This is a genomic window from Agromyces sp. NPDC060279 (assembly GCF_042726785.1).
Classification (GTDB): domain Bacteria; phylum Actinomycetota; class Actinomycetes; order Actinomycetales; family Microbacteriaceae; genus Agromyces.
This window is the reverse complement of the sequence record NZ_JBHXBK010000001.1, coordinates 949,025-974,639: the sequence shown is the minus strand read 5'-3', so window position 1 is coordinate 974,639 and position 25,615 is coordinate 949,025. Positions and strand designations below refer to the sequence as shown.

Below are 25,615 nucleotides of genomic sequence, written 5' to 3'. Positions count from 1 at the left end.
GCTCAGTCGGCGCGTTCGACGAGCAGCGCGACGTGCCGACCGGCCTCGCGCGTCAGGATGATCGTCGCCGAGGCCGCACCCGAGAGCTTCAGCCGGGTGCGCAGCGCCGCCGGGTCCACGTCGACCCCGCGCTTCTTGATCTCGAGCGTGCCGACGCCGCGGCTTGCGAGCTCGCGGCGCAGCTGCCGCTCCTCGGCGGGCAGCCGTTCCAGCACCCGGAACGCGCGGGCGAACGGCGTCTCGACCAGGCGGTCGCCGCTCAGGTAGGCGATGCCGTCGGAGAGCATCCGCGCGTCCAGCGAGCGGGCGAGGTCGCCGATCAGCCGGGCCCGGATGACGCTGCCGTCCGGCTCGTAGACGTAGCCGCCGAGCTCGCCGACGGGCTCGTCGGGGCTGTCGGCCGCGGCGGTGAGCTCGTGCGCGGTGCCGCCCCGGATGACGAGGGCCGCACGGCCGACGCCCGGCCGGGCGAGCGCGCCGAGCCAGACGGCGAGCTCCACGACGTCGCCGTCGACCGAGACCCACTGCGCCTCGGCGCCCGCCGGGATCACCCCGCGGTCGGTGCCGGGCCCGAGCTTCACGCCCACGGGGAGCCGGTCGGCGAGCCCGAAGGCGAAGTCGAGGGGCGGGGAGTAGTCGGAGGCATCCGCCAGCCGTCGCGTGCTGCCGCCCGAGGTGACCCGGCGCGCCGGGTCGAGCCACGCGCCACCGATGCCGCCGAGGGCGACCTCCTCGGCGCGCGCGTGCAGCACGGTGGCCTGCGGGAACGGGGTCAGGTTGTACGCGGCGATCGCGGCGGTCACCTCGTCGGCGTCCGCCGCGGTGACCTCGAGGTCGATCGCGGCGAGGGCGAGGGCGTCGCCGCCGATGCCGCAGCCGAGGTCGGCGACGTGCGAGATGCCCGCGCGGGCGAAGCGGCCGGCGTGCAGCGCCGCCACGTTCAGCCGCGTCGCCTGTTCGAGGCCGGGCTCGGTGAAGAGCATGCGCGAGGCGAACTCGCCGAACTTCGCCCGCCCCTTCGCGCGCAGCCGGGCCTGACTCAGCACGGCCGCCACGAGGGCGGGGGCGTGGCCCTGCTTGCGCAGTGCCGCGACGGTCTTCACGACGTCGGCCTTCGCGTCCCACTCACCGATCGAATCGAGGAGGCGGAGCCCCTCCGGCGACAGCAGTTCCACGAGTTCGGCGCGATCCACCCGGCCACGCTAGCACCCGCGGTTCCCCCCACACCCGCTCCAGGAGCGAGCTGCACGACGATTCGGGCGGCGCGCCGGGCGGACGCGCCGGAGGCGGCGGATCGTCGTGCGACTCGCGCCCCCAACCCGACGCTGGCACTCACGTTGCACGAGTGCCAGATGCACCCTAGACTTCAGTTAGCACTCTCGTTCCGAGGCTGCTAACCCAGTCTTCCAAGACAAGTCGTCATCTAGAAAAGGGGTCAACCGTGTCGGTTTCCATCAAGCCGCTCGAGGATCGCATCGTCATCAAGCAGGTCGAGGCTGAGCAGACCACTGCGTCGGGCCTCGTCATCCCCGACACCGCCAAGGAGAAGCCGCAGGAGGGCGAGGTCGTCGCCGTCGGCCCCGGCCGCATCGACGACAACGGCAACCGCGTGCCGCTCGACGTCGCCGTCGGCGACCGCGTGCTCTACTCGAAGTACGGCGGCACCGAGGTCAAGTTCGGCGCCGACGAGTTCCTCGTGCTCTCGGCCCGCGACGTCCTCGCGGTCGTCGTCCGCTGACCTTCAGCATCGTTCGCAACGGCCCGGATGCCTCGTGCATCCGGGCCGTTCCGCGTTCCCGGGGCTCGCGGCAACCTCGAACGTCGCCGGCCGGGCGTAGGCTGAGCCGGTGAACAGCCCCGCCGACCGCCCAGCCGAGACGGCCGGCGCCGCATCCGCCGCCCGCCCGTCGGGCGGGCCCTCGCCGCTCAGCCGTTCCGGGCTCGGCTACGCCGTGTCCGCCTACGTGCTCTGGGGCTTCCTGCCCGTCTACTTCATCGCGCTCGCCCCGAGCGGGCCCGTCGAGATCGTCGCCTGGCGCATCCTGCTCTCCCTCGTCTTCTGCGCGCTGCTGCTCGCGGTGACCCGGGGCTGGCGGCCGTTCTGGGCGCTGCTGCGCGACCGCCGGGTGCTCTTCACCATGGGCGCCGCCGGGGTGCTCATCTTCGTGAACTGGCTCACCTACGTCTACGCCGCGGTGTCGGGCCAGGTCGTCGAGGCCGCGCTCGGCTACTTCATCAACCCGATCGTGACGGTCTTCCTCGGCGTGCTCGTGCTGCGCGAACGGCTCAGCACCATGCAGTGGGTCGCGGTCGGCATCAGCATCGTCGCGGTCGTCGTGCTCGCCGTCGGGCACGGGCAGTTCCCGTGGATCGCGCTGGTGCTCGCCTTCTCCTTCGGCTTCTACGGCCTCATCAAGAAGCGCGTCGGGCATCGCGTCGACGCGGTGTCCGGGCTCACCCTTGAGACCCTCTGGCTCGCCCCGGTGGCTGCGGGCCTGCTCTGGTGGGTCGCCGCGAGCGGCGCACTCACCATGGGCACGGTGAGCGCGTGGCACACGGTGCTCCTCGCCTGCGCGGGCGCCGTGACCGCCGTGCCGCTGCTGCTGTTCGCCGCGGCCTCGCGCCGACTGCCGCTCATCCACCTCGGCTTCATCCAGTACTTCGCCCCGTTCATCCAGTTCCTCGTCGGCGTGCTCATCCTGCGCGAGCCGATGCCGATCGAGCGCTGGATCGGCTTCGCCCTCGTCTGGGTCGCCCTCATCGTGCTGACGATCGACCTCGTGCGCAACGCCCGCGCCACCCGCAAGGTCGTCGCCGAGCCCGTCTGATCCGAGCGTCGATGGGCGTCGCGGCGCACGGATGCTGCGCCGAAACCGGTCCCGAGGGCGCGACGGTCACGATGAACGCGGTGTTACGCGGTTGTGACCGGCATCCCTTGTTTCCGCGTTGGCCGGGCAATACTGTCAAAACCACGGCGTCATCTGACGCATCGTTCTGTCCGAATCCTTAGTCCCAAGGAGCACCATGAGCGTATTCGCGAAGGCTACGGCCAAGCGCGGTGCACGCGGAATCTGGACGGGGGTCGCCCTCGCCGGCGCCGCCGCCCTCCTTCTCTCCGCCTGCACGAGCGGCGGCGGTAGCACGACCGCCCCGACCGACGAACCCGCAGACACCGGCGACGCCCTGCCCATCGAGTCGGGCCCGCGCGATCTCACCCTGAAGGTCGGTCAGCTCGCGCCCCAGTCGGGCAGCCTCGCCGTCCTCGGCCCGCCCCAGATCGCGGCAGCGAAGCTCGCGGTCGACGACATCAACAAGGCCGACCTCGGCATCCAGCTCGAGCTCATCCTCCGCGACGAGGGCGACACCTCGATCGACGTCGCCACGGGCTCGGTCACCGACCTACTCTCGCAGGGCGTCTCGGCCATCTCGGGTGCGGCCGCGTCGGCGCAGACGCGCAACATCTACGAGCAGGTCACGAGCGCCGGCGTGGTGCTCATGTCGCCGTCGAACACGGGTCTCGACCTGTCGACGATCGACGACAACGACCTCTACTGGCGCACGGCGCCCTCCGACCTGCTGCAGGGCGAGGTGCTGGGCAACCTGATCGCCGAGGACGGCAACAGCACCCTCGGCATCATCTTCCAGAACGACGCCTACGGCACCGGCTTCGCCGACACGACGAAGAAGGCGTTCGAGAGCGCGGGCGGTGAGGTCGTCGCGGAGTCCTCGTACAACACGGGCGACACCAACTTCACCACGCAGATCTCCGACGTGACGGCGCAGTCGCCCGACGCGATCGCGATCATCTCCTTCGACCAGGCGAAGATCATCATCCCGGAGCTCGTCGGCGGCGGCTTCCCGGGCGACAAGATCTACCTGACCGACGGAAACCGGCTCGACTACAGCGACGTGTTCGCCCCCGGGCTGATCAAGGGCGCCAAGGCGACCACCCCGGGTCTCGACCTGGGGACGCTCGGCGACTTCACCGACCGTCTCCTCGAGGTCGACCCGTCGCTGACCGACTTCACCTACGCGGCGGAGTCGTACGACAACATCGTGCTGTTCGCGCTCGCGGCCTACGCCGCGAACGACACGAGCGGCACGAAGATCGCCGAGTACCTCCGTCAGATCTCCGGGTCCGCCGGCGACGGCGAGAAGGTGACCGACTTCGCGCAGGGCGCCGCCCTGCTCGAGAAGGGCGAGCAGATCGATTACGACGGTCTCTCAGGCCCCATCACCTTCGACGAGAACGGTGACCCGACGGGTGCCACGATCGGCATCTACGAGTACCAGGACGACAACACCTCGACCCGCATCAACTAGTCGCGGTGGAAGGCCCCGGCGAGCGTTCCGCTCGCCGGGGCCTTCGTCGTGCCCGGGCCTTCGTCGTGCCCGGGCCTTCGTCATGCCGGGGGAACGCCAAAGGGCGGGTGGATGCCGAGGCATCCACCCGCCCTTTCAGCGGCGCTGAGGCGGCCGCTCAGTCGTCCTGACCGAGGGTGCCGAGGTAGAGCCCGATCACCTTCGGATCGTTCAGCAGCTCGCGGCCGGTGCCCTCGTAGGCGTCGCGGCCCTGGTCGAGCACGTAGCCGCGGTCGCAGATCTGCAGGCAGCGCCGGGCGTTCTGCTCCACCATGATGGTCGTGACGCCGGCCCGGTTGATCTCCTTGACCCGCAGGAACGCCTCGTCCTGCTTCACGGGGGACAGGCCCGCGCTCGGCTCGTCGAGGAGCAGCACGTGCGGCCCCATCATGAGGGCGCGACTCATCGCGACCATCTGCCGCTCGCCGCCGGAGAGGGAGCCGGCGCGCTGCCCGAGCCGCTTGCCGATCTCCGGGAAGATCGCGGTCACGAACTCGAGCCGCTCCTTCAGCCCCTTGGGCTTCTGGTACAGGCCCATCTCCAGGTTCTCCTGGATGGTGAGCGAGGGGAACACGTTGTTCGTCTGCGGCACGAAGCCGACGCCCTTGGCGACGAGCTTGTTCGCCTTCAGGTTCGTGATGTCCTCGCCGTTCAGCAGCACGGCGCCCTTGCGCACCTTCACGAGGCCGAAGATGGACTTCAGCAGCGTGGACTTGCCGGCGCCGTTCGGACCGATGATGCCGATGAGCTCGCCCTGCCTCGCGACGAGCGAGCAGCCGTTCAGGATGTTCACGCCGGGCAGGTAGCCCGCGGTGACCTCGGCGACCTCGACGACGACGTCGCCGGGGGCCTCGGTCACGGCCGTGGCGCCGGCCGGTTCACTGTTCGTCATCGATGAGCTCCTTCACTGCTTCGACGTTCGACGTGTGCGCCGCGCCGAGGTCCGTGTCGTGGTGGGCGCCGAGGTAGGCGTCGATCACGGCCTGATCCTGCATGACGGAGTGCGGGTCGCCCTCCGCCACGATGCGTCCCTCCGCCATCACGACGACCCAGTCGGCGATGTGCCGGACCATGTGCATGTCGTGCTCGACGAAGAGCACGGTCATGCCCTGCGTCTTCAGGTCGAGGATGTGGTCGAGGAGGGACTGGGTGAGGGCCGGGTTGACGCCGGCCATCGGCTCGTCGAGCATGACGAGCGTCGGGTCGCTCATGAGCGCCCGCGCCATCTCGAGGAGCTTGCGCTGCCCGCCGGAGAGGCTCGCCGCGTAGTCGTGCTGCTTCGCGTCGAGCTTGAACCGGGCCAGCAGATCGACGGCCTTCGCCTCGATCTCCTGCTCCTGCTTGCGCCAGAGGAACGGCAGCAGCGAGCGGAACAGCTGCTCGCCCGTCTGGTCCTTGGCGCCCAGCTTCATGTTGTCGAGCACGCTCAGCAGGCCGAGCGACTTCGTCAGCTGGAAGGTGCGGATGAGCCCCATGCGCGCCACCCGGTAGGCGGGCACGTGCGCGAGGGAACGGCCATCGAACTGCCACGTGCCCGAGTCGGGCTTGTCGAAGCCCGTCAGCAGGTTGAAGAACGTGGTCTTGCCGGCGCCGTTCGGGCCGATGAGGGCCGTGATCGCGCCGCGCGGGATCTCGACGTGGGCGACGTCGACCGCCGTGAGGCCGCCGAAGGTGCGCGTCACGCCGTCGGCGACGAGGATCGGGTCGACCTTGCGGCAGCCGGGCTCGGCGTCGCCGAGGTGGAGGCCGGTCGACTTCACCGGCCGGGACGTGGGAGTGCTCTCACTTGACAAAGGACATCTCCTTCTTGTTTCCGAGCAGCCCCTGCGGTCTGAAGATCACGAGGAGCATGATCGCGACGCCGACGAGGATGAACCGGAGCTGCCCCGCCTGCACCTCGGAGATCGGGAACCAGCCGGCCTCGACCGCGCGGGCGACGAAGCCCGAGAAGAAGGACAGCAGCACCCAGAACACGATCGAGCCGAGCACGGGGCCCAGGATCGTCGCGGCTCCGCCGAGGAGCAGGATCGCCCAGATGAAGAAGGTGAGCGAGGTCGCGTAGGCGGAGGGGATCACCGCGCGCGGCATGATGAAGATCATGCCGGCGAGGGTGCCGAAGACGCCGCCGATGATGAGACTCTGCATCTTGTAGGAGTAGACGTTCTTGCCGAGGGCGCGCACGGCGTCCTCGTCCTCCCGGATGCCCTTGATGACGCGGCCCCACGGGCTGCGCATGAGGAGCCAGGTGAAGAGCACCGCGAGGATCACGACGCTCCAGCCCACGATGATGTTCCACCAGTCGTTCGCGCTGAACATCCAGGGGCCGAACCCGGCCTTGCCCTCGAAGCTCAGCGGGTTCAGCGCCCGGAAGCCGCCCTTGTACTCGCTGAGGCCGTTCGCCGAGCCCGTCACCGCGACGAAGGTGTTCGTCGTGAACAGGAGGCGGACGATCTCGGCCGCCGCGATCGTGACGATCGCGAGGTAGTCGGCCCGGAGCCGCAGGGTCGGGATGCCGAGGATGAGGGCGAACACGATGGACGCCCCGATGCCGACGAGCACGGCGCCCCAAACCGGGAACCCGAAGGTGAGCACCGAGATGGCGTAGCCGTAGGCGCCGATGGCCATGAAGCCGGCCTGGCCGAAGTTCAGCAGGCCCGTGTAGCCGAAGTGCACCGCGAGGCCGAGCGCCGCGAGGGCGTAGGCGGCCGTGGTCGGGCTGATGAGCTCGACCGCCGCGTTCGAGAAGATGCTTCCCCAATCGATCATCGTCGGCCTCCTACCCGATCCGCTCTCGTCGGCCGAGGATGCCCTGCGGCCGGAAGAGGAGCACCAGAATCAGCACGACGAGCGCGCTGACGAACTTCATGTCGGAGGGCAGCCAGAGCGTCGAGAGCTCGACGAAGATGCCCACGATGAGCGAGCCGATCAGGGCGCCGAACGCCGTGCCGAGCCCGCCCAGGGTGACCGCTGCGAACACGAGTAGCAGGATCTGGAAGCCCATGTCCCAGCTGACGCCCGGGCGGTAGTAGGCCCAGAGGATGCCGCTCAGGCCCGCGAGCCCGGCGCCCAGCACCCAGACGATCCGGATCACCCGGTCGACGTCGATGCCGCTCGTGGCGGCGAGGCTCGCGTTGTCGGCGACCGCGCGAGTCGCCTTGCCGATCCGCGTGCGCATCAGCAGGAACGCGACGCCGAGCAGCACGACGATGCTGACGCCCATGCTGACGAGGTCGATCCACGAGAGCGAGATCGGCCCGAGCTGGAGGTCGGCGGGGGAGGCGCCCGGCAGCTGCCTGGTCGCTCCGCCGTAGAAGAACTGGTAGGTGTACCGCATCGCGAGCGAGAGGCCGATGCTCACGATCATCAGCTGGATGACGCCGACCCCTCGTTTTCGCAGCGGTTTCCAGATCACCCCGTCGAGGGACCAGCCGAGGCCGAGGCTCAGCAGCAGCGCGATGATGATCGCGATCCAGACGGGGAAGCCGAGGTCGCTCGAGAAGGTCAGCAGCATGAGCGCGCCGAAGGTGATCATCTCGGAGTGCGCGAAGTTGCTGAGCCCCGTCGTGCCGTAGATGAGCGAGAGCCCGATCGCCGCGAGGGCGAGCAGCAGACCGAAGTTCACGCCGTTCGCCAGCCGGTTCAGCAGCTGGTCGAAGAACGAGGCCGTCTGCCTGGTGCCCTCGCCGAGGAAGAAGTTCACCGACTTCGTGTTGGTGAGCCCGAACTCCGCCTGGCGCGGGTTCTCCTCGTCCTCCGCGACGATGACGCCCTTCGGCAGGGTGTCCTCGTCGAGGGTCACCTTGTAGCTGGCCTTCTCGGGCACGCCGATGCGCCATTTGCCGTCGGCATCCGTCTCGGCGCTGGCTTTGAAGCCACCGCCCTCGACCGTGATCTCGACACCTTCAAGCGGTTCGTCCTCGTACTTCACATTCCCGAGGAAGAAGTACTCGTATTCTTCGGAGCCGGTGCCCGTACTCCCATCCTCCGCCATCGCAGGGGACGCTGCGATGCCGGACAGAGTGAGTGCGGACAATAGGACTGCGAGGAGTACGAGCCATCTCCCTGGGGAATGCCGTCGGACTGTTCGCGTGGATTCCACTGCACCTCCAAGGGGTTCCGGAGGTCGTTGTGGACCTCCGGGACCGGTCCTTTCCCATCGACGACGTCGTCGACGGTACGTGCCGATTATGTCCCAGGTGTTTCGCCCGTGACACAAACGGCCCTCGATTGTTATCCGAGCGGCGGGTCCGGCGCAACGTTCGTGCGGGGCGCGGCCCGAATACGCAGCGCCGGTGGGAATTCGGCGGCCCCGCCGTCGCTTAACATTGATGCACCGCCTCGCGCGCATCCCGCGCGGACGGCATCGATCCAGGCGGCGACACCAGCGGCGGCAGCGAAGGGCAGACATGGACAGGAACGATCCGTTCGGACTCACGGGACTCACCTACGACGACGTGCTGCTCCTGCCCGGGCACACCGACGTCATCCCGAGCGAGGCCGACACGACCTCGCGGCTCACCCGACGGATCAGCGTGGCCACGCCCCTGCTCTCCGCCGCGATGGACACCGTCACCGAGAGCCGCATGGCGATCGCGATGGCGCGCCAGGGCGGCATCGGCATCCTGCATCGCAACCTCTCCATCCAGGACCAGGCCGAGATGGTCGACCGGGTGAAGCGCAGCGAATCCGGCATGGTCACGAACCCCGTGACGACGACGCCCGACGCCTCGGTCGCCGACGTCGACGCGCTCTGCGGCACCTACCGGGTGAGCGGCCTGCCGGTCGTCGACGAGGCGGGCAAGCTCGTCGGCATCGTCACCAACCGCGACATGCGCTTCGTCTCCGACTTCGAGAAGCCGAGCACGAAGGTCTCCGAGGTGATGACGCGGATGCCGCTCATCACCGGCCACGTCGGCATGAACCCCGACGAGGCGCTCGCCATCTTCGCCGAGCACAAGATCGAGAAGCTGCCGCTCATCGACGACGAGGGCCGGCTCACCGGCCTCATCACCGTCAAGGACTTCGACAAGAGCGAGCAGTACCCGAACGCCACGAAGGACGCCGAGGGGCGTCTGCGCGTCGGCGCGGCCATGGGCTTCTTCGGCGACGCCTGGGAGCGCGCCGAGGCCCTCCGCGACGCCGGGGTCGACGTGCTCGTCGTCGACACCGCCAACGGCGAGTCCGCCGGCGTGCTCGACATCATCCGCCGGCTGAAGGCCGACCCGAGCTTCGCCGGCATCGATGTCATCGGCGGCAACGTCGCGACCTACGAGGGCGCGAAGGCGCTCGTCGAGGCCGGCGCCGACGCCGTGAAGGTCGGCGTGGGGCCGGGCTCCATCTGCACCACCCGCGTCGTCGCCGGTGTCGGCGTGCCGCAGATCACCGCTGTCTACGAGGCCTCGAAGGCGACCATGCCGGCCGGCGTGCCGCTCATCGCCGACGGCGGCCTGCAGTACTCGGGCGACATCGCGAAGGCGCTCGTCGCCGGCGCCGACACCGTCATGCTCGGCTCGCTGCTGGCCGGCACCGCCGAGAGCCCCGGCGAGCTCGTCTTCCAGAACGGCAAGCAGTTCAAGACCTACCGCGGCATGGGCTCGCTCGGCGCGCTGCAGACCCGCGGCAAGAAGACCTCCTACTCGAAGGACCGCTACTTCCAGGCCGACGTGCCGAGCGACGACAAGCTGATCCCCGAGGGCATCGAGGGGCAGGTGCCCTACCGCGGCCCGCTGTCCGCCGTGGCGTATCAGCTCATCGGCGGCCTGCGCCAGTCGATGTTCTACGTCGGCGCGCGCACGATCGAGGAGCTGAAGACCAAGGGCCGCTTCGTGCGCATCACGCCGGCCGGGCTCAAGGAGTCGCACCCGCACGACGTGCAGATCGTCGTCGAGGCGCCGAACTACACGCGCTGAGGGTCAGCGCGGCGCGGCGAAGCCGCGACGCGCTTCCCTCAGCACGGCGGCAGCAGGAGCGCTCGCGGCGCGCCAGCGCCGCGAAGCGTGCCGCGGCAGAACGCCGACGCCAGCTGCACGGGCCCGTCCGTCAGCGCTCGCGCGCGTCCGCCAGCCGGGTGATCGCCTCGGCGAGCACTTCGGGCGTGCACGCGAAGTTCAGCCGCACGTGCCCGCGGCCCGCGGTCGCACCGAACTGCGGCCCGACGCCGAGGGCGACCTTGGCGTGCTCGAGCGCGTACGCGGCGGGGTCGTCGCCCCAGCCGAGCGCGCGGACGTCGAGCCAGGCGAGGTAGCTCGCCTGCGGCATCCGGTACCGCACGCCCGGCAGCTCGTCGGTGAGCAGTTCGGCCAGGAGCCGGCGGTTGTCGTCGAGGCTCGCGAGCACGCCGTCGAGCCAGAAGCCGCCCTCGCGGAACGCGGCGATGCTCGCGATGGAGCCGAACTGGCTCATCCGCCACTCGACCTCGTACGGCATGCGCCGCCGCACGGCGTCGCCGCGCTCGGAGGCCGTCACGATCATCGCCGCCTTGAGCCCGGCGAGGTTGAACGCCTTCGTGCCCGCCGTGACCGTCACGCCGAACTCTCGGGCGGCATCCGAGACGGTGAGGAAGGGCGTGTAGACCGAGTCCGGCTGCGAGAGCGGCCCGTGCACCTCGTCGGACACGATCGTGGCGCCGTGCCGGGCGGCGATCTCGGCGAGGGCGGCGAGCTCGTCGCGGCTCGGCACGAGGCCGATCGGGTTGTGCGGGTTGCAGAGCAGCATGGCCTTCGCTCCGGCGGCGAAGGCGCGGTCGATGCCGTCGAGGTCGAGCGCCCAGCCGGCGTCGATGCCGCCCGTCATGGGCACCTCGACGACCGTGGCAGACGCCTCCGTCACGATGTCGAAGAACGGCGGGTAGATCGGCGGGGTCACGACGACGCCGTCCCCGGGGCTCGTGACCTGGCGCAGCACCTCGACGAGCCCCATCGCGACATCGCCCGTGCTCGTCACGCGGCCCGGGTCGACCTCCCAGCCGAAGCGCTCGAGGGCGAACGGCGCGAAGGCCTCGGCGATCGGGCCGCTGCCGGCCGCGTAGCCGGTGTCCGAGCGGTCGACCGCCGCGTGCAGCGCCGCCGCGACCGGTTCGGCGAGCGGGTAGTCCATCTCGGCGACCGGCAGCGGCAGGACGTCGGCGGGGTAGAGCCGCCACTTCGCGCTCGTCCGGGTGCGGAGGACGTCGAGGGGCTGAGCGGCGATCCGGTGCATGCCTCCAGCTTGCCGCAGACGGCGGGCCTCGGCATCCTTTCTGCCCGGGCCCCGTTTTGCCGATCGCGTCCCCGCTCGCTAGTCTGATCGGCTGCCCACGAGGCGGCGCGGCCCCGGAGCGTCCGGCGCGGCCGCATGCGAACGGATGTCTCGACATGGGATTCATCGACGTCAACGGCGTCTCCTACTCGCTGCCCGACGGGCGGCCGCTGCTCGCCGACCTCGCCTTCCGCGTCACCGAGGGCCGCACGACGGCGCTCATCGGCGCGAACGGGGCAGGCAAGTCCACGCTGCTGCGGATCGTCCGCGGCGAGCTCGCCGCCGACGAGGGCAGCGTGCGGGTCGAGGGCGGCCTCGGCGTCATGGACCAGTTCATCGGCACCGGCCGCACCGCGGAGGGCGCCGCCGAGACCGTCGCCGGGCTCCTCGTCTCGGTCGCGCCCGAGCGGATCCGCGTGGCCGCGCTCGAGCTCGAGGCCGCCGAGAACGCCCTCATCGAGCACGAGGACACCGCCGCGCAGATGCGCTACGCCGCCGCGCTCGCCGAGTACGCGGAGGCCGGTGGCTACGAGCAGGAGGTCGTCTGGGACCACTGCACCGGCGCCGCGCTCGGCGTGCCCTTCGAGCGGGCCCGCTGGCGCGAGCTCGCGACGCTGTCCGGGGGCGAGCAGAAGCGGCTCGCGCTCGAAGCGCTGCTGCGCGGGCCCGAGCAGGTGCTGCTGCTCGACGAGCCGGACAACTCGCTCGACGTGCCGGGCAAGCGCTGGCTCGAGGACCGCCTGCGGGAGACGCCGAAGACCGTCTTCCTCGTCTCGCACGACCGCGAGCTGCTCGCCCGGGCCGCCGACCGCATCGTGACCATCGAGCTCGGCGGCGGCGGCAACACCGCCTGGGTGCACGGCGGCGGCTTCGAGGGCTACCACGAGGCCCGTGAGGCCCGCTTCGCCCGGCTCGACGAGCTGCGCCGGCGCTGGGACGAGCAGCACGCCGCGCTGAAGCAGCTCGTGGCGACGCTCAAGGTGAAGGCGACGTACAACGACGGCATGGCCTCGCGGTATCAGGCGGCGGTCACCCGGCTCCGCAAGTTCGAGGAGGCCGGCCCGCCGGAGGAGCGGCCGCCGGCCCGCGAGGTCGACATGCGGCTGCGCGGCGCGCGCACCGGCAAGCGCGCGCTCGTCTGCGAGGGGCTCGAGCTCACCGGGCTGATGCGGCCGTTCGACCTCGAGGTCTGGTACGGCGACCGGGTCGCCGTACTCGGCTCGAACGGCTCGGGCAAGTCGCACTTCCTGCGCCTGCTCGCCGGCGGCGGCAGCGACCCCGACCCCATGCAGGGCCACACGACGGAGGCGACGGCGGGCCTCGCCCGGGTGCCGCACTCGGGTCGCGCCGTGCTCGGGGCCCGGGTCGTGCCCGGCTGGTTCGCGCAGAACCACGAGCACCCGGAGTTCACCGGGCGTACGTTGTTGGAGATCCTGTTCCGCGGCGACGCGGAGCGGCCGGGCCTGCCTCGCGAGCAGGCGAGCTCGGCGCTCGACCGCTACGGCCTCGCCCGGGAGGCGCAGCAGCGCTTCGAGCACCTGTCCGGCGGGCAGCAGGCCCGCCTGCAGATCCTCCTGCTCGAACTGTCCGGGGCGACGATGCTGCTGCTCGACGAGCCGACCGACAACCTCGACCTCGTCTCGGCGGAGGCGCTCGAGGACGCGCTGTCGCGCTTCGACGGCACGGTGCTCGCCGTGACCCACGACCGCTGGTTCGCGCGCGGCTTCGACCGCTTCCTCGTGTTCCGCGAGGACGGCGAGGTCGTCGAGACGGATGCCCCGGTCTGGGACGAGCGCCGCGTGGCGCGCGCCCGCTGAGCCGCCCGGGTAGGCTGGGACGGTGAGCCAGGAGATCGAGATCGGCCGTTCCAAGCGGGGCCGCCGTGTCTACGCGTTCGACGACATCGCCATCGTGCCGAGCCGGCGCACGCGCGACCCGGAGGACGTCTCCGTCTCCTGGTCGATCGACGCGTACCAGTTCGAGCTGCCGTTCCTCGCGGCGCCGATGGACTCCGTGGTCTCGCCGAAGACGGCCATCATGATGGGCAAGCTCGGCGGTCTCGGCGTGCTCGACCTCGAGGGCCTGTGGACCCGCTACGAGAACCCCGAGCCCGTGCTCGCCGAGATCCGCAGCCTCCCGGCCGACAAGGCCACCGCGCGCATGCAGGAGCTGTACGCCGCGCCGATCCAGCCGGCGCTCGTGCGCGAACGCCTCGCCGAGATCCGCGCCGCCGGCGTCACCGTCGCCGGCGCGCTGTCCCCACAGCGCACGGCCGAGCTGCACTCGACCGTCGTCGAGGCCGGCGTCGACCTGTTCGTCATCCGCGGCACGACCGTCTCGGCCGAGCACGTCTCGAAGAACGTCGAGCCGCTCAACCTGAAGAAGTTCATCTACGAACTCGACGTGCCCGTCATCGTCGGCGGTGCGGCCACCTACACCGCGGCCCTGCACCTCATGCGCACGGGCGCGGCGGGCGTGCTCGTCGGCTTCGGCGGCGGCGCCGCCTCCACGACGCGCGCCTCGCTCGGCATCCACGCGCCCATGGCGACCGCGGTGGCGGATGTCGCGGGCGCGCGCCGCGACTACCTCGACGAGTCGGGCGGCCGCTACGTGCACGTCATCGCCGACGGCGGCGTCGGGGCCGCCGGCGACATCGTGAAGGCCATCGCGTGCGGCGCCGACGCGGTCATGCTGGGCGCCGCGCTCGCGCGGGCGACCGATGCGCCGGGCGGCGGCTGGCACTGGGGCGCCGAGGCGCACCACCCGAAGCTGCCCCGCGGCAAGCGCGTGCAGGTCGGCCAGGTGGCCCCGCTCGAGGAGATCCTCTACGGCCCGGCGCCGATCGCCGAGGGCACCGCGAACCTCGTCGGTTCGCTGCGCAAGTCGATGGCGACGACCGGCTACTCCGACCTGAAGGAGTTCCAGCGGGTCGAGATCGTGGTCGCGCCGTACCAGGGCGCCTGAGCACCGTCCCCCTCGGCGTCGCCGGCTGAACGGCTGCTGAGCGCATTCGAGTTCCCGGCCGCGGGCCGCGCGATCTCGGGTAGCGTGGAAGCAGCGCGGTATACGACGTCTGGGGAGGCGACGATGGCGAAGCTCAAGTCGGTGGCACGGTCGGACAAGCTCGGCCCGGAGGAGCGCGCGGCGGCGATCGCGCGGCTGAAAGAGAAGGAGCTCGACGTCCTCGTCGTCGGCGGTGGCATCGTCGGCACCGGCTCCGCGCTCGACGCGGTCACCCGCGGGCTCTCGACGGGGCTCCTCGAAGCGCGCGACTGGGCGAGCGGCACCTCGAGCCGCTCCTCGAAGCTCGTGCACGGCGGCATCCGCTACCTCGAGCAGCTCGACTTCCGGCTCGTCCGCGAGGCGCTCATCGAGCGGGGCCTCCTGCTGCAGCGCATCGCCCCGCACCTCGTGAAGCCGGTGCGCTTCCTCTACCCGCTGAAGAAGCGGGTGTTCGAGCGCATCTACATCGGTGCCGGCATGATGCTCTACGACATCTTCAGCTACACGGGCGGCCGGCCGCCGGGCGTCCCGCACCACCGGCACCTGTCGAAGCGCCAGGTCATGCGGGCCATCCCCTCGCTCTCGAAGGACGCCCTCGTGGGCGGCCTGACCTACTACGACGCGCAGGTCGACGACGCGCGCTACGTGGCCTCGCTCGCCCGCACGGCCAGCTTCTACGGCGCCCACGTCGCGAGCCGCGTCAACGTCGAGGGCTTCCTGAAGGTCGGCGAACGGGTCGTGGGCGTGAAGGCGCACGACCTCGAGACCGACGAGCACTTCGAGATCCGCGCGAAGCAGGTCGTGAACGCGACCGGCGTGTGGACCGACGACACCCAGCGCATGGTGGGGGAGCGCGGCACCTTCAAGGTGCGCGCCTCGAAGGGCATCCACCTCGTCGTGCCGCGCGACCGCATCCAGTCCGCGATGGGCATGATCTTCCGCACCGAGAAGAGCGTGCTCTTCGTCATCCCGTGGGGCCGGCACTGGCTGATCGGCACGACCGACACCGACTGGAACCTCGACAAGGCGCACCCCGCGGCCACCGCGGCCGACATCGACTACCTGCTCGAGCACGTGAACGCCGTGCTCGGGGTGCCGCTCACCCGGGAGGACGTCGAGGGCGTGTACGCGGGCCTCCGCCCGCTCCTCGCGGGCGAGAGCGACCAGACCTCGAAACTCTCCCGCGAGCACCTCGTCGCGCACACCGTGCCCGGGCTCGTCGTCATCGCGGGCGGCAAGTGGACCACCTACCGGGTCATGGCGAAGGACGCGATCGACGCGGCCGTCGACGCGCTCGACGGCAAGATCCCGCCGTCGGCGACGCAGGACATCGCGCTGCTCGGCGCCGAGGGGTACCAGGCCGCGTGGAACAAGCGCGGCAAGATCGCCCGCGCCTTCGGCGTGCACAAGGTGCGCATCGAGCACCTGCTGAACCGCTACGGCACGATGACCGACGACCTGCTCGACCTCATCCGCAACGACCCCGCGCTCGGCGAGCCGCTGCCGGGAGCCGACGACTACCTCGCCGCCGAGGTTGTGTACGCCGCCTCGCACGAGGGCGCCCTGCACCTCGACGACGTGCTCGCCCGGCGCACCCGCATCTCGATCGAGGCGTGGGACCGGGGCGTCTCGGCCGCGCCCGTCGCGGCGAAGCTCATGGGCGGCGTCCTCGGCTGGGACGAGGCGCGCGAGACCCTCGAGGTCGAGCGCTACCTGCAGCGGGTCGAGGCCGAGCGCGCCTCGCAGGAGCAGCCCGACGACGCCTCGGCCGACCGGGTGCGGCTGGAAGCGCCCGACATCGTCCGGGTCGACTGAACGGGCCCGCCGCGGCGCCGGCGAGCTCGTCGGCGCCGGGCGGGCACCCACCGCTTCCCCAGCCGCGGCCGGGTAGGCTCGGTGATCGTGTCCGCTGACTCACGCCGCGCCGTGCTGCGCATGATGGTGCGCCCGCGGTGGCTGCTCGCCCTCGCCCTCGCCCTCGGTATCGCCGCCGCCTTCGCCCTGCTCGGGCAGTGGCAGGTCGAGCGGGCCGTCGAGCAGGCGACGGTCGAGGTGCGGCCGACGGAAGAGGTGCTGCCCTTCGCCGGGCTGGCTTCCCCCGACGCGCCCACCGAGCAGCGCGCGACCGGGCAGATGGTCGAGGTCACCGGCCGCTTCGTGCCCGGCGACACCGTGCTCGTCGACGGCCGCCTGAACGACGGCGTCGCGGGCACCTGGGTCGTCGCCCACCTCGAGGTCACCGACGGAGCACCGGGGGGCCTGCCCGTCGCGCTCGGCTGGGCGCCCGACCGCGAGGCGGCCGAGCGCGCGCTCGCCGAGTTCGAGCGCGGCCTCGGCGCGGAGGACACCACCGTCGTCGGCCGCTTCCTGCCGAGCGAGGCGCCGATCGCGCCCGCCGACGACGCCGACCCCTTCGAGATGAAGACGGTCGCCGTGGCGCAGCTCGTGAACCTGTGGGCCGATTTCGACGACCGGCCGGCGTATTTCGGCTACGTCACGGCGAAGGATGCCGCTCCCGGACTCGAGGCGATCCACTCCCCGCCGCCCGAGCAGTCGGTCGAGCTGAACTGGCTGAACGTCTTCTACGCGGTCGAATGGGTGGTCTTCGCGGGCTTCGCGATCTACCTCTGGTACCGGCTCGTCCGCGACGCCGTGGAGCGCGAGCGCGACGAGGCGGAGGCGCTCAGCCAGTCCGCGTAGACTGGTGGCATGCCCCTCGAGCCCAAACTCGCCGACCTGCCGCGCATCCGCGGGGCGCTGAAGTTCTACCAGGTGGCGTCGGTCATCACGGGCGTGATGCTGCTGCTGCTCTGCGCCGAGATGCTGCTGAAGTACGTGTGGCACTTCGAGCTGTACGCCTTCGGTCCGAACGGCGTGCTCAGCTTCGAGCCCGTGCTCGAGACGGCGAGCGGTCTCGAGTCGACCGGCATCGGGGTGAACCTCTCCACCGGCATCCTGATCGCGCACGGCTGGTTCTACGTCGTGTACCTGTTCAGCGACTTCCGGCTGTGGAGCCTCATGCGCTGGCCGTTCACGCGCTTCATCCTCATCGCGCTCGGCGGCATCGTGCCGTTCCTCTCCTTCTTCCTCGAGGCCAGGATCGGCCGCGAGGTCCGCAGCTACCTCGACCGCCGCGAGGCCGAGGCCGCAGATTCCGACAACCAGCCCGTGGAGGCCGCCCAGTGAGCGAGACCGAACAGCGTCCCGTCCTCGTCGTCGACTTCGGCGCCCAGTACGCGCAGCTCATCGCGCGTCGGGTGCGCGAGGCATCCGTCTACTCCGAGATCGTGCCGCACACGGTCACCGCCGAGGAGGTGCGTGCCAAGAACCCGATCGGCATCGTGCTCTCGGGCGGCCCGAGCTCGGTGTACGAGCAGGGCGCCCCGCAGCTCGACCCCGAGGTGCTCGAGCTCGGCGTGCCGACCCTCGGCATCTGCTACGGCTTCCAGGTCATGGCGCAGCACTTCGGCGGCGAGGTCGCGCAGACCGGTCAGCGCGAGTACGGCGCCACGCACGCGAACGTCGTGGATGCCGAGGGCAACGCCCTGCTCGTGGACCAGCCCGCCGGGCAGACCGTGTGGATGAGCCACGGCGACTCGGTCGCCCGTGCCCCCGAGGGCTTCGAGGTGCTCGCCTCCACCGAGTCGACGCCCGTCGCCGCGTTCGCGAACGACGAGCGCAAGCTGTACGGCGTGCAGTGGCACCCCGAGGTGAAGCACACGCCGTTCGGTCAGGGCATCATCGAGAACTTCCTGCACCGCGCCGCCGGCATCCCGGCCGACTGGAACTCGGGCAACGTCATCGCCGAGCAGGTCGCGCGCATCCGCGAGCAGGTCGGCGACGCCCGGGTCATCTCCGCCCTCTCCGGCGGGGTCGACTCGGCCGTGTCGACCGCGCTCGTGCAGCGCGCCGTGGGCGAGCAGCTCACCGCGGTCTTCGTCGACCACGGTCTGCTCCGCAAGGGCGAGCGCGAGCAGGTGCAGCAGGACTACGTCGCCGCGACCGGGGTGCGCCTCGTCACGGTCGACGCGGCCGACGTCTTCCTCGACGCCCTCGCCGGGGTCACCGACCCGGAGGAAAAGCGCAAGATCATCGGGCGCGAGTTCATCCGCGCCTTCGAGGCCGCGGAACGCGACCTGCTCGCCGAGGCGGCGGCCGACGGCACGCCCATCAAGTTCCTCGTGCAGGGCACGCTCTACCCCGACGTCGTCGAGTCGGGCGGCGGCGCGGGCACGGCGAACATCAAGAGCCACCACAACGTCGGCGGCCTGCCCGAGGACCTGCAGTTCGAGCTCGTCGAGCCGCTGCGCACCCTCTTCAAGGACGAGGTGCGCGCCATCGGCCGCGAGCTCGGCCTGCCCGAGGCGATCGTCGGCCGGCAGCCCTTTCCGGGGCCCGGCCTCGGCATCCGCATCGTGGGCGAGGTCACCCGTGATCGTCTCGATCTGCTCCGCGAGGCCGATGCCATCGCGCGCGAGGAGCTGAGCCGTGCCGGCCTCGACCAGGAGATCTGGCAGTGCCCCGTCGTGCTGCTCGCCGATGTGCGCTCGGTCGGCGTCCAGGGCGACGGCCGCACCTACGGGCACCCCATCGTGCTCCGCCCGGTCTCGAGCGAGGACGCCATGACGGCCGACTGGACGCGGCTGCCCTACGACGTGCTCGCGAAGATCTCGAACCGCATCACCAACGAGGTGCGCGAGGTGAACCGTGTCGTGCTCGACGTCACGTCGAAGCCGCCGGGCACCATCGAGTGGGAGTGAGCCGGAGCATCCGGCATCCGGAGGGCGCGGTCTGCCGACCGCGCCCTCCGTCGTCCCCGGCGGTCGCGGGGAGGCGGCGCAGCTGCAGCGCAGGCACTGGCCGCGCGCGGCCAGTCCGGGCAGGATGGTCCGCATGGCGAATGCGCGCACGAAACTGACCGTCGTCGGCGCCGGCAGCGTCGGGGTGAGCCTCGCGTACGCCGCGCTCATCCGGGAGAGCGCCGCCGAGGTGGCGCTCTACGACATCGCCGCCGAGAAGGTCGAGGCCGAGGTGCTCGACCTCGCGCACGGCACGCAGTTCACCGGCTCGGCGGTCTCGGGCGGGGCCGACCCCGCCGTCGCCGAGGGCAGCGACGTGGTCGTCGTCACCGCGGGCGCGAAGCAGCAGCCGGGCCAGTCGCGCATGGAGCTCGCCGCGACGAACGCCGGCATCCTCGAACGGCTCATGCCGACGCTCCTCGAGCGGGCACCGCACGCGGTGTTCGTGATCGTGACGAACCCGGCGGACGTGATGACGGTCGTCGCGCAGCGGGGCACCGGGCTGCCGGCCGAACGCGTCTTCGGCTCCGGCACGGTGCTCGACACCTCCAGGCTCCGCTGGCGGCTCGCCGAGCGCGCGGGCGTCGGCACCGCGAGCGTGCACGCCGACATCGTGGGCGAGCACGGGGACACCGAGTTCCCGCTCTGGTCGAACGCGCGCATCGGGCCCGTGCCGATCCTGGAGTGGCGCGGCGGCGAGCCGTTCACGCGCGAGGAGCTCGACCGCGTCGCCCACGAGGTGCGCGACGCGGCGTACACGGTCATCCGCGGCAAGGGGGCGACGAACCTCGCGATCGGGCTCAGTGGGGCGCGCATCGTCGAAGCCGTGCTCCGCGACGAGCACGCCGTGCTGCCCGTGTCGACCGTGCTCGACGGGGTGCGCGGCATCCGGGGCGTGGCGCTCTCCCTGCCCTCGGTGGTCGGGGCGCACGGCGCCCGGGTCGTCGCCGAGACGCCGATGTCGGCGGAGGAGGAGGCGCGCCTCGTCGCCTCCGCCGACGCCATCCGCACCGCCGTCGACGCGCTCGGCTGAGCCGCGAGAAGATGCTCGGAGAGTTTTTCGCACTCGTGTCGATCTGCGCGGTTCCCGTTCGACGCCATGAGTGAGAGGGTCGGAACCGGCCCCGATCGATCCGAACAGGAGACGGAATCATGACCAAGTACATGCTGATCATGCGTGCGGACGAGCGCGGCGTCGCCGCCTACGAGGAGATGGACTTCACCGAGGTCATCGCCGCGATGGGGCGCTACAACGAGTCGATGATGAAGGCCGGCGTGCTGCTCGCGGGCGAAGGCCTGTCCGACGCGAGCGAGGGCTTCGTCGTCGACTTCAGCGGCGAGACCCCGCTCGTCACCGACGGCCCCTACGGCGAGATCAAGGAGCTCTTCAACGGCTTCTGGATCATCGAGGTGGGCTCGAAGGCCGAGGCCGCCGAGTGGGCGAGCCGGGCGCCGCTCGGGCCGGGCGCATTCCTCGAGGTGCGTCGGGTCACCGACGCCTCCGACTTCCCCGCTGACAACGAGTGGGTGCAGAAGGAGGAGGGCTGGCGCGAGGAGCAGGCCCAGCGGGCCGCGCAGGCCTGAGCCGGGCGGCCGCGTGAGCGACGAGACCGAGGAGCGCCGCATCGACGAGGAGTCGGTGCGGCGTTCCGGCGCGCCCGGCGAGGCATCCGCGCGTGGTCCGGCGGCCGACCCGGCCGTGGTCGCCGAGCGCGTCGCGGCGGTCTGGCGCATCGAGTCGCCGCGCATCGTCGGCGCGCTCACGCGCTTCGTCGGCGACTTCGCACAGGCGGAAGACCTGGCCCAGGAGGCGCTCGCCGAGGCGCTCGAGCAATGGCCCGCCGAGGGGGTACCGCGCACCCCCGGTGCGTGGCTCACCGCGGTCGCGAAGCGCCGCGCCATCGACGGCTGGCGCCGCCGGGAGCGCTACGAGGAGCGGGTCGCCGCGATCGCGCACGATCTCGAGGCCGAGCGCGCGGCCGAGGCGGACGCGCCGCCGTACGACCCCGACCGGATCGACGACGACGTGCTGCGCCTCGTCTTCGTCGCCTGCCATCCGGTGCTGAGCCGCGAGGCGCGTGTCGCCCTCACCCTCCGCGTCGTCGGCGGCCTCACGAGCGAGGAGGTCGCGCGCATGTTCCTCGTGCCCGTCACCACCGTGCAGCAGCGCGTCGTGCGTGCGAAGAAGACGCTCGCCGCGGCCGGCGTCGCCTTCGAGGTGCCGCCCAGGGCGGAGCTGCCGGCCCGCCTCGACGCGGTGCTCGGCGTGCTCTACCTCATCTTCACCGAGGGGCACGCCGCGAGCGGCGGCGAGGACTGGATGCGCCCCGAGCTCAGCCGCGAGGCCCTGCGGCTCGCGCGCATCGTCGCGGCGCTGCTGCCCCGCGAGCCCGAGGCGCAGGCCCTCGTCGCGCTCATGGAGCTCACGGCGGCGCGCTTCCCCGCGCGGACGGATGCCGAGGGCAACGCGGTCCTGCTCGCCGATCAGGACCGCTCCCGCTGGGACCGCGGGGCGGTCGCCCGCGGCCGCGTGGCGCTCGAGCGCGCCGAGACGATCGGGCGCGGACGCGGGCCGTATGCGCTGCAGGCGGCGATCGCGCTCGAGCACGACCGGGCCGCCTCGGTCGAGGACACCGACTGGGCGGCGATCGTCGCCGCGTACGACGCGCTCGCGAAGCTGTCCGGATCGCCAGTGGTCGCCTTGAACCGCGCCGTCGCCGTGTCGATGGCGGATGGGCCGGCGGCCGCCCTCGAACTCGTGGACGCGCTCGCCGGGGATCCGCGGCTGGCGCTCTCGCACCTGCTGCCGAGCGTGCGCGGCGAGCTGCTCGCGCGGCTCGGCCGCGAGGAGGAGGCGCGGGCCGAGTTCGAGCTCGCCGCCGAGCGCGCCCAGAACGCCAGGGAGCGCGCCGTGCTGCTCGCGAAGGCGAGCGCGCGGGGCTGAACTGCGGGCGGGCTGAGCGGCGGGCGGGCTAACCTGCGGGCCGGGGAAACGACGAACGGGCCGCCCGAGGGCGACCCGTTCGTGCAGTCGAGCTGCGGCTCGAGTCAGTCTCGTGCGATCGCGATGAAGCGCAGGATCTCGAGGTAGAGCCAGATGACGGTGACCATGATGCCGAAGGCGCCGGACCAGCCGTACTTCTTCGGGGCGCGGTTGCGCACGCCCTGCTGGATCGCGTCGAAGTCGAGCACGAGCGAGTACGCGGCCATCAGGATGACGAGCACGCCGATGACGAGGCCGAGCGGGATGCCGGCGATCTCGACGCCGCGGAGGCCCCAGGGGTCGGTGCTCACGCCGGTCCAGATGAGGATCATGTTGACGAGCGAGAAGACCAGGTAGCCGACCATCGCGATGAGGAAGACCTTGGTGGCCTTCTTCGAGGCGCGCACCTTGCCACTCGCGAAGAGCGCCAGCGTGACGCCGAAGACGGCGAGGGTGCCGAGCACGGCCTGCGCGATGATGCCCGAGTACTCGGTCTCGTAGATCAGTGAGATGCCGCCGACGAAGAGGCCCTGCGCGGCGGCGTAGGCGAGGATCAGCGCGGGCGAGGGCTCGCGCTTGAAGATGTTGACCATCGCGAGCACGAAGCCGACGATGGCGCCGACCCAGAACACCCAGGGCATGGTCGGCGTGAGGGCGAAGCCCGCGGCGGCGCCGACGAGCAGCACACCGAACGAGGCGACGGTCTTCGAGATGGTGTTCTCGACCGTCATGACCTCGGTGTCGGGCAGCGTGGTCGGGCGGTCGTACATCTCCTGCAGCTGCTGGGCCGACACGTCCTGCGCTGCGGCCACCGCCCCCTGCTGGGAGAATGCGGGGTTCCGCGAGAAGGCGGGATTGTCGAGTGCCATGAACGGTTCCTCTGCTTTCGGCGTTCGTCGGGTGGAGGGGAATCCGGGCGCGGCTGCATACCGGATTCCTACGAATCTACCGTGCCCAGCCGTGACGACGCCGAGAATGGGCCGGAGATCATCCTCTGGTGCCATGCCGTCGCTACGCTATGCGCATGCTGGCAGACACCGCGGGCCATCCGCTCGTCATCGGACACCGCGGCGCCTCCGGCTACCGGCCCGAGCACACCCGAGCGGCCTACGAGCTCGCCTTCGCGCTCGGCGCGGAGGCCGTCGAGCCGGATCTCGTCGCGACGCGCGACGGCGTGCTGGTACTGCGCCACGAGAACGAGATCTCCGGCACGACTGATGTCGCGAGCCGGCCCGAGTTCGCCGGGCGCCGCACGACGCGCGAGGTCGACGGCGTCCCCCTCACGGGGTGGTTCACCGAGGACTTCACCTGGGCCGAGCTCGCGACCCTGCGCGCGACCGAGCGCCTCGGCGCGCTGCGCCAGACCAGCGCGAGCTTCGACGGCCGCTTCCCGCTGCTGCGGCTTCGGGACCTCTTGGAGCTGGTGGAGGATGCCGCCGCGGCGGACGATCGCCTCCTCCGCATCGTGGCGGAGTTCAAGCACGCGAGCCACTTCGCCGGCCTCGGGCTGCCGCTCGACGAGCTGTTCGCCGCCGAGCTCGAGGCGGCCGGATGGGGCAGAGGTGACGGGCGGCTCATCCTCGAGTCCTTCGAGCCGACGATCCTCGACCGCCTGGGCGATCGCGGCGTGCGCGGGGCCCGGGTGTTCCTCATCGAGGAGTCGGGCGCGCCCTGGGACCTCGTGCTCCGCGACGGCGCGGCCGCGACGAGCTACGACGAGGTCGTGACCGAGGCCGGGTTGATGCGCCTCGCCGGCCGCTTCGACGGCGTGAGCGTCTCGAAGTCGCGCCTCGTCGGCACGGCGAAGCGCCGCGGGCCGCTGCACGGGGCGGAGCTCGTGGACGCCGCGCACAGCGCGGGCCTCGCCGTCTATACCTGGACGCTCCGGCCTGAGAACCGCTTCCTCGCCCCGCCGTTCCGCCGCGGCGCCTCGCGCGCGCACTGGGGCGACTGGCTGGGGGAGTTCCGCGCCGTCATCGGCACCGGGGTCGACGGGATCTTCGTCGACCAGCCCGACCTCGGCATCGAGGCGCGCGGCGAGCGCGGCTGAAGGCGCGGGCTCCACAGCGCGGGGACTGTCCACAGGCCGGGCGGATGCCTCGGCCCGCGCTTCGCGTATCGCTAGGCTGGGGATCCCAGACAGGCCGGCGTCGACAGGAGGAACGATGTCCAGCACCACTCCGGGTTCCGATCCCGCTCAGGGTTCCGTCCCAACTCCAGGCCCCGCACCGGTGCAGCGCTCGCGCACCGCGAGGGTCGCGCTCTGGCTGTCCATCGGCATGCTGGTGGCTGCGGCCCTGCTCGGCGGCTTCTTCATCATCGTCGGCGACCAGGCCAATGTCGCGGGTCGGGCGTGGCTCACGATGCTGCTCGTCGCGGTGTTCGCCGGCACCGTGCTGCTCGACACCACGATCTCCGACGGGCCGAACCGCTGGTACCTCGCGGCGTCGACCATCGTCAACGTGGTGCTCGTCGCCATCGGCCTGATGAAGGTGTGGAACGGCTGGCTGCAGCCGGCCGACACCGCCGACCCGGGCGTCTGGGCCGCGCAGATCGGCCGCTTCCTCGCCGTCGTCATCCTCTTGCGGCTCGCGCTGCTGCTCACCCAGCTCTACGGGCTGTACTTCGTCGCGCGGGCGAAGAAGCCGGCGACCCGCATCTCCGGCATCGTCACCCTGATCTTCGTGTGGGCGACGGCGTTCGTGCTGTCGATCCCCTCGGCGTTCCCCGAGCCCGACTGGCCCGATTGGTGGTGGCGCACCGCGGGCGCCACCTCGCTCATCGCGGTCGTCGCCGCGGTCATTCCGCTGATCCTGCGCGCGTTCGAGCCGAAGGAACCTCGCCCGGCGCAGCCCGCCTACGGGCAGCCGCCGGTGCAGCCGGGGTACGGGCAGCCGGGCGCGCAGCCCGGCTACGGCCAGCCGGGCTACGGCCAGCCGCAGGTGCAGCCGGGATACGGCCAGCCGGGATACGGCCAGCCGGGGTACGCCCAGCCGGGCGCGCAGCCCGGGTACCCCGCGCCGCCGGCTCCTCCCGGGTACGGGCAGCCGGCGACCCCGCCGCCTCCGCCGCCGGGGTACGGGCAGCCGACGCCGCCCCCGCCGCCCGTCCCGGGGCAGCAGCCGCCGCCCCCGCCGCCCGCACCTGGGCAGCAGCCGCCGGCGCAGCAACCGCCGGCGCCGCAGCCGCCGGCCTGAGCCCGCGGGGTCGGGTGTCGGCGGTCCCGCCTAGA

Annotated in this window: 22 protein-coding genes; 15 read left to right on the top strand and 7 right to left on the bottom strand. The window is 71.5% G+C overall.

Annotation, left to right across the window (positions count from 1 at the left end; all coding sequences use genetic code 11):
- Positions 1–2 precede the first annotated feature (2 nt).
- Entirely contained in the window at positions 3–1,193 is a 1,191-nt protein-coding gene (locus tag ACFWE1_RS04540; protein WP_376932326.1) for an SAM-dependent methyltransferase, read from the bottom strand.
- A gap of 248 nt (positions 1,194–1,441) precedes the next feature.
- Between ACFWE1_RS04540 and groES the strand changes: the two genes are divergently transcribed.
- The 3 genes from groES (at position 1,442) to ACFWE1_RS04525 (ending at position 4,323) form a co-directional block, all read left to right on the top strand.
- Positions 1,442–1,738 carry a co-chaperone GroES gene (gene groES, locus ACFWE1_RS04535; protein ID WP_017203655.1) on the top strand — a complete coding sequence of 99 codons (297 nt, stop codon included), beginning with the start codon at positions 1,442–1,444 and terminating at the stop codon, positions 1,736–1,738.
- Between the two features lie 109 nt (positions 1,739–1,847).
- On the top strand, positions 1,848–2,828 hold the full coding sequence (rarD, locus tag ACFWE1_RS04530; RefSeq protein ID WP_376932325.1) for an EamA family transporter RarD: 981 nt from the start codon (positions 1,848–1,850) through the stop codon (positions 2,826–2,828).
- A 196-nt stretch (positions 2,829–3,024) separates the two neighbouring features.
- Positions 3,025–4,323 carry an ABC transporter substrate-binding protein gene (locus ACFWE1_RS04525; protein WP_376932324.1) on the top strand — a complete coding sequence of 433 codons (1,299 nt, stop codon included), beginning with the start codon at positions 3,025–3,027 and terminating at the stop codon, positions 4,321–4,323.
- 157 nt (positions 4,324–4,480) lie between these two features.
- Here ACFWE1_RS04525 and ACFWE1_RS04520 read toward each other — a convergent pair whose 3' ends face one another.
- From ACFWE1_RS04520 to ACFWE1_RS04505, 4 genes are read right to left on the bottom strand one after another with little or no spacing between them, the layout of a single operon-like run.
- Positions 4,481–5,254 carry an ABC transporter ATP-binding protein gene (locus ACFWE1_RS04520; RefSeq protein ID WP_376932323.1) on the bottom strand — a complete coding sequence of 258 codons (774 nt, stop codon included), beginning with the start codon at positions 5,252–5,254 and terminating at the stop codon, positions 4,481–4,483.
- Positions 5,241–6,155, bottom strand: a complete 915-nt coding sequence (locus ACFWE1_RS04515) for an ABC transporter ATP-binding protein (protein ID WP_376932322.1) — start codon at positions 6,153–6,155, stop codon at positions 5,241–5,243. The genes ACFWE1_RS04520 and ACFWE1_RS04515 overlap by 14 nt, the downstream gene beginning before the upstream one ends.
- Positions 6,145–7,125, bottom strand: coding sequence for a branched-chain amino acid ABC transporter permease (locus ACFWE1_RS04510; protein WP_376933063.1), 981 nt, complete (start codon positions 7,123–7,125; stop codon positions 6,145–6,147). The genes ACFWE1_RS04515 and ACFWE1_RS04510 overlap by 11 nt, the downstream gene beginning before the upstream one ends.
- A gap of 13 nt (positions 7,126–7,138) precedes the next feature.
- Positions 7,139–8,353, bottom strand: a complete 1,215-nt coding sequence (locus ACFWE1_RS04505; protein WP_376932321.1) for a branched-chain amino acid ABC transporter permease — start codon at positions 8,351–8,353, stop codon at positions 7,139–7,141.
- A 415-nt stretch (positions 8,354–8,768) separates the two neighbouring features.
- On the opposite strand from ACFWE1_RS04505, the gene guaB reads away from it, so the two are divergent.
- Entirely contained in the window at positions 8,769–10,271 is a 1,503-nt protein-coding gene (guaB, locus tag ACFWE1_RS04500) for an IMP dehydrogenase (RefSeq protein ID WP_376932320.1), read from the top strand.
- A gap of 130 nt (positions 10,272–10,401) precedes the next feature.
- On the opposite strand, the gene ACFWE1_RS04495 is transcribed toward guaB, so the two are convergent.
- Positions 10,402–11,559: a MalY/PatB family protein gene (locus ACFWE1_RS04495; protein ID WP_376932319.1), complete on the bottom strand. Its 1,158-nt coding sequence runs from the start codon at positions 11,557–11,559 to the stop codon at positions 10,402–10,404.
- Between the two features lie 155 nt (positions 11,560–11,714).
- On the opposite strand from ACFWE1_RS04495, the gene ACFWE1_RS04490 reads away from it, so the two are divergent.
- From ACFWE1_RS04490 to ACFWE1_RS04450, 9 genes are all read left to right on the top strand, one after another.
- Positions 11,715–13,415 carry an ABC-F family ATP-binding cassette domain-containing protein gene (locus ACFWE1_RS04490; RefSeq protein WP_376932318.1) on the top strand — a complete coding sequence of 567 codons (1,701 nt, stop codon included), beginning with the start codon at positions 11,715–11,717 and terminating at the stop codon, positions 13,413–13,415.
- Between the two features lie 22 nt (positions 13,416–13,437).
- Positions 13,438–14,562, top strand: coding sequence for a GuaB3 family IMP dehydrogenase-related protein (locus tag ACFWE1_RS04485; protein WP_376932317.1), 1,125 nt, complete (start codon positions 13,438–13,440; stop codon positions 14,560–14,562).
- A 123-nt stretch (positions 14,563–14,685) separates the two neighbouring features.
- Entirely contained in the window at positions 14,686–16,416 is a 1,731-nt protein-coding gene (locus tag ACFWE1_RS04480) for a glycerol-3-phosphate dehydrogenase/oxidase (protein WP_376932316.1), read from the top strand.
- A gap of 87 nt (positions 16,417–16,503) precedes the next feature.
- On the top strand, positions 16,504–17,301 hold the full coding sequence (locus ACFWE1_RS04475; RefSeq protein ID WP_376932315.1) for an SURF1 family protein: 798 nt from the start codon (positions 16,504–16,506) through the stop codon (positions 17,299–17,301).
- A gap of 9 nt (positions 17,302–17,310) precedes the next feature.
- A complete protein-coding gene (locus ACFWE1_RS04470; protein WP_376932314.1) occupies positions 17,311–17,787 on the top strand; it encodes a DUF3817 domain-containing protein in 477 nt (158 codons plus the stop codon).
- On the top strand, positions 17,784–19,361 hold the full coding sequence (guaA, locus tag ACFWE1_RS04465) for a glutamine-hydrolyzing GMP synthase (protein ID WP_376932313.1): 1,578 nt from the start codon (positions 17,784–17,786) through the stop codon (positions 19,359–19,361). The genes ACFWE1_RS04470 and guaA overlap by 4 nt, the downstream gene beginning before the upstream one ends.
- 133 nt (positions 19,362–19,494) lie before the next feature.
- Positions 19,495–20,433, top strand: coding sequence for an L-lactate dehydrogenase (locus ACFWE1_RS04460; protein ID WP_376932312.1), 939 nt, complete (start codon positions 19,495–19,497; stop codon positions 20,431–20,433).
- Positions 20,434–20,552: 119 nt separating this feature from the next.
- Positions 20,553–20,984, top strand: a complete 432-nt coding sequence (locus ACFWE1_RS04455; protein WP_229781496.1) for a YciI family protein — start codon at positions 20,553–20,555, stop codon at positions 20,982–20,984.
- 115 nt (positions 20,985–21,099) lie between these two features.
- Positions 21,100–22,344 carry an RNA polymerase sigma factor gene (locus tag ACFWE1_RS04450; RefSeq protein ID WP_376933062.1) on the top strand — a complete coding sequence of 415 codons (1,245 nt, stop codon included), beginning with the start codon at positions 21,100–21,102 and terminating at the stop codon, positions 22,342–22,344.
- 104 nt (positions 22,345–22,448) lie between these two features.
- On the opposite strand, the gene ACFWE1_RS04445 is transcribed toward ACFWE1_RS04450, so the two are convergent.
- Positions 22,449–23,252, bottom strand: coding sequence for a Bax inhibitor-1/YccA family protein (locus ACFWE1_RS04445; protein WP_376932311.1), 804 nt, complete (start codon positions 23,250–23,252; stop codon positions 22,449–22,451).
- A 155-nt stretch (positions 23,253–23,407) separates the two neighbouring features.
- On the opposite strand from ACFWE1_RS04445, the gene ACFWE1_RS04440 reads away from it, so the two are divergent.
- Positions 23,408–24,433: a glycerophosphodiester phosphodiesterase family protein gene (locus ACFWE1_RS04440; protein WP_376932310.1), complete on the top strand. Its 1,026-nt coding sequence runs from the start codon at positions 23,408–23,410 to the stop codon at positions 24,431–24,433.
- 115 nt (positions 24,434–24,548) lie between these two features.
- The gene (locus ACFWE1_RS04435) at positions 24,549–25,580 is read left to right on the top strand and encodes a hypothetical protein (protein ID WP_376932309.1); all 1,032 of its coding nucleotides are present in this window, start codon (positions 24,549–24,551) and stop codon (positions 25,578–25,580) included.
- The last annotated feature ends 35 nt before the right edge of the window (positions 25,581–25,615 follow it).

Coding starts and splice junctions, on each gene's coding strand:
- ACFWE1_RS04525 (WP_376932324.1), top strand. CDS start 3,025: ATGAGCGTATTCGCGAAGGCTACGGCCAAGCGCGGTGCACGCGGAATC.
- ACFWE1_RS04520 (WP_376932323.1), bottom strand. CDS start 5,254: ATGACGAACAGTGAACCGGCCGGCGCCACGGCCGTGACCGAGGCCCCC.
- ACFWE1_RS04505 (WP_376932321.1), bottom strand. CDS start 8,353: ATGGCGGAGGATGGGAGTACGGGCACCGGCTCCGAAGAATACGAGTAC.
- guaB (WP_376932320.1), top strand. CDS start 8,769: ATGGACAGGAACGATCCGTTCGGACTCACGGGACTCACCTACGACGAC.
- ACFWE1_RS04495 (WP_376932319.1), bottom strand. CDS start 11,559: ATGCACCGGATCGCCGCTCAGCCCCTCGACGTCCTCCGCACCCGGACG.
- ACFWE1_RS04490 (WP_376932318.1), top strand. CDS start 11,715: ATGGGATTCATCGACGTCAACGGCGTCTCCTACTCGCTGCCCGACGGG.
- ACFWE1_RS04480 (WP_376932316.1), top strand. CDS start 14,686: ATGGCGAAGCTCAAGTCGGTGGCACGGTCGGACAAGCTCGGCCCGGAG.
- ACFWE1_RS04470 (WP_376932314.1), top strand. CDS start 17,311: ATGCCCCTCGAGCCCAAACTCGCCGACCTGCCGCGCATCCGCGGGGCG.
- ACFWE1_RS04460 (WP_376932312.1), top strand. CDS start 19,495: ATGGCGAATGCGCGCACGAAACTGACCGTCGTCGGCGCCGGCAGCGTC.
- ACFWE1_RS04455 (WP_229781496.1), top strand. CDS start 20,553: ATGACCAAGTACATGCTGATCATGCGTGCGGACGAGCGCGGCGTCGCC.
- ACFWE1_RS04445 (WP_376932311.1), bottom strand. CDS start 23,252: ATGGCACTCGACAATCCCGCCTTCTCGCGGAACCCCGCATTCTCCCAG.
- ACFWE1_RS04440 (WP_376932310.1), top strand. CDS start 23,408: ATGCTGGCAGACACCGCGGGCCATCCGCTCGTCATCGGACACCGCGGC.
- ACFWE1_RS04435 (WP_376932309.1), top strand. CDS start 24,549: ATGTCCAGCACCACTCCGGGTTCCGATCCCGCTCAGGGTTCCGTCCCA.